The 1,776-nt window shown below is 72.8% G+C and carries 2 protein-coding genes; one reads left to right on the top strand and one right to left on the bottom strand.

Going from position 1 to position 1,776, the window contains the following annotated elements; genetic code table 11:
- Positions 1-119 precede the first annotated feature (119 nt).
- The gene (locus V8688_RS15190; protein ID WP_342801069.1) at positions 120-545 is read right to left on the bottom strand and encodes a cupredoxin family copper-binding protein; all 426 of its coding nucleotides are present in this window, start codon (positions 543-545) and stop codon (positions 120-122) included.
- Positions 546-614: 69 nt separating this feature from the next.
- Between V8688_RS15190 and V8688_RS15185 the strand changes: the two genes are divergently transcribed.
- On the top strand, positions 615-1,776 hold a 1,162-nt coding region (locus V8688_RS15185), incomplete at its 3' end, for a bifunctional ADP-dependent NAD(P)H-hydrate dehydratase/NAD(P)H-hydrate epimerase (protein WP_342801068.1).

Here is a 1,776-nt window from a genome sequence, read left to right as displayed (position 1 = left end):
GTCGGCCGTCGGCGGCCGTCCCGCCGGTCAGGCGCCGTGGCGCAAGCGACGAAGGAGCAAGCCACGGCGCCTGACCGGCGGGACACAAGGGGCCGCCGACCTCGAGCGCGCCAGCGCTCCTAAGACACCGTGATGGTCCCGCGCATGTCCGGGTGCAGACTGCACAGGTAGCGGTAGGTGCCGGGCTGGGTGAAGGTGTAGGACCATTCGCCCTTGTCGATGATCGGGCTGTTGATGCCCATCGCCTTGTCGCCGATGCCCTGCACGTTGTGCGGGGCCTTGTCGGAGAACTTCCAGGTGACGGTCTCGCCGACCTTGATGGTGGCGTCGGCGGGGGAGTACTTCATCCCGGAGACGTCGACCGTGAGGTTGGTCGGCTTGTGCTCGGTCTGGGTGGTCGTGGTGGTGACCGGACGCGGCTTGCGGGTAGTGGTGGAGGCGGCGTTCCCGGATTCGCCGGAACAACCGGCGATCAACAGGGTGGCGGCCACGACGAATCCGGCGACAACCCGGGTGGATGCGGCGCGGTGACGAACCATCGACATGGGTCTGGAGCGTAGTCTGCGAACGATCGCGGACCTGTCGTGGGCCGCGCGGGCGGCCGGGAGGCGACGATGACGGATCGGCGTGGCTACTTCACCGCCGACCAGGTCAGGGCGGCCGAGGCGGAGCTGTTCACCCGCGTGCCCGCGGGGATGCCGATGCGCCGGGCCGCGTACGGGCTGGCCAACGTGGTGGCCGACGAATTGCGTTCCCGGACCGGCGGTGTCGCGGGCCGGGCGGTGGGGCTGCTGGTCGGGTCGGGCGACAACGGTGGCGACGCGCTGTGGGCGGGGTCGATGCTGGCGCGGCGCGGCGTGGCGGTGCGCGCGGTGCTGCTGAGTCCCGAACGCGCGCATCCGGCGGGGTTGGCGGCGCTGCGGAAGGCCGGCGGGCGGGTGGTCGACCGGCTCGACGCGGTGGATCTGGTGATCGACGGGATCGTGGGGATCTCCGGCCGTGGACCCTTGCGCCCGGCGGCCGCGGAGCTGGTGGCGGCCGTGACGGTTCCGATCGTCGCGGTCGATCTGCCCAGCGGCGTCGACGTGGATACCGGCGCGGTCGACGGGCCCGCGGTCCGCGCCGAGGTGACGGTGGCGTTCGGGGCCTACAAGCCGGTGCACGCGCTGGCCGCGCCGTATTGCGGACGAATCGTGCTGGTGCCGATCGGTTTACAGCTGCCCGAACCCGACCTCGCCCAGCTCGCGGCCGCGGCGATCGGGGCGGACTGGCCCGTCCCCGGCGCGACAGACGACAAGTACAGCCAGGGCGTGGTGGGGGTGTGCGCGGGCAGCGCGAAGTATCCGGGAGCCGGGGTGCTGAGCACCGGCGCGGCGGTGGCGGCGACCTCGGGCCTGGTGCGCTACGTCGGCGACGACACCGAGGTGCTGGAGAAGTTCCCCGAAGTCATTGCCAGCCACACGATCTCGGGCACGGGGCGGGTCCAGGCGTGGGTGTTCGGTCCCGGCGCGGGGACCGACCTCGCGGCCAGGGACCGGCTCGCGCAGGTGCTGGCCACCGAGCTGCCGGTGCTCGTCGACGCCGACGGGCTCACCCTGCTCGCCGCCGAACCCGCCCTGGTGCGGGGCCGCACCGCACCGACGGTGCTGACGCCGCACGCGGGTGAGTTCGCCCGGCTCACCGGTGCCGAACCCGGTCCGGATCGGGTGGAGGCGGTGCGCGCGCTCGCCGACGAGTGGCAGGTGACCGTGCTGCTGAAGGGCCGCGCGACGATCG

This window comes from Nocardia sp. No.11 (assembly GCF_038752175.1).
Classification (GTDB): Bacteria; Actinomycetota; Actinomycetes; order Mycobacteriales; family Mycobacteriaceae; genus Nocardia; species Nocardia canadensis.
The sequence above is the reverse complement of the archived record's forward strand: the minus strand, read 5'-3'. Positions and strand labels throughout refer to the sequence as shown.

Coding starts and splice junctions, on each gene's coding strand:
- V8688_RS15190 (WP_342801069.1), bottom strand. CDS start 545: ATGTCGATGGTTCGTCACCGCGCCGCATCCACCCGGGTTGTCGCCGGA.